A 1,032-nucleotide genomic window follows, 5' to 3' on the forward strand; every position below is an offset into this window, starting at 1 on the left:
GAACAGCGCTGGTGGAAACCCCTGTATTTTGCCGGTGCAGGAATGGCAGCTTATGTTGCTCCTACGAAAACGAGGGAGCATATACCTGTCGCAGTCTTGACCTACCTGGCGTCCGAAGCGTTATCAAGAACTGGAGCCAGCGCTGGTTCGGCGTTAATGCTAAGAAAAATGAACGTAAGGGATATTAATACTGAATGGTATGCGGTTGGGGAATACGCAATATTTTCTCCGATGAATGGGATTATTGCAGGGGCTGTCGCTTATGAAACCATGATCCATATAGGCTTCAGCCCAGCAAAAGCGACTCTTGCTTCTGTTATCAGCGCAGCTATTGCGGGTACCCTCTCGGGAATTGTTTCAATGCTAACAATTGATGTGGGCGGAGAGACAAACGCTGTAGTCGCAGCCATATACGGAGCCGTAGCCGGTGCCGGAGCCGGAGTTACTGCCTTTGTCGGAGCCGAAGCCGGACTCATAGCCTTAGCCGGAGCCGGAGCTGGAGCCGTAGCCGTTGCCGTAGTCGTAGCCAAAGTCGAAGCAATGGCCGCAGGCTTAGCTGGAGCCACAATCGTGGGCGGAGCCGGAGCCTTGCTTATGTTGGGCAGTTCGAAGATAACTTCAAACAACCTGCTTATCAAAGCCGCTGTCACGCTGGTGCCTGCGTTGACTTTCGCTGTTATCAATAGTCTTTCAAACTACGCCGTTTATGGCTATCCATTGGAACAAGGCCTCTCAGAGACCGGCTGGACTCAGTGGGAAAAGTTCTATGCCCCCCTGGATTATCTCTCGACTCTGTTTAACTGACAGACTCAACGGTCAGACACTGAATCAGCGTTGAATTCTGGCAGCTAATGCTTGCTCCGGTGGCTATGCCGAAGGCACAGTCTGTCGGAAGTATTTGATAGCTGCTTTATTTGTACCGCGCTATTTGCACTGCACTTTAATTTACAACGCACTTTGTAGTTAAGGATATTGTTATTCATAGCTCCTTATAGAATCTATATTTCCAGTTCAGTTACTGTATCTGGGAAA

At 49.6% G+C, this 1,032-nt stretch carries 1 protein-coding gene; it reads left to right on the forward strand.

What is annotated here, in order from left to right; genetic code table 11:
* A partial coding sequence (locus KDK19_RS12095; protein WP_257254262.1) for a hypothetical protein occupies nucleotides 1-804 on the forward strand: 804 nt, incomplete at its 5' end.
* Between the last annotated feature and the right edge of the window lie 228 nt (nucleotides 805-1,032).

Origin of the sequence: Endozoicomonas sp. ONNA1, from assembly GCF_024606325.1 — a bacterium.
Classification (GTDB): domain Bacteria; phylum Pseudomonadota; class Gammaproteobacteria; order Pseudomonadales; family Endozoicomonadaceae; genus Endozoicomonas_A.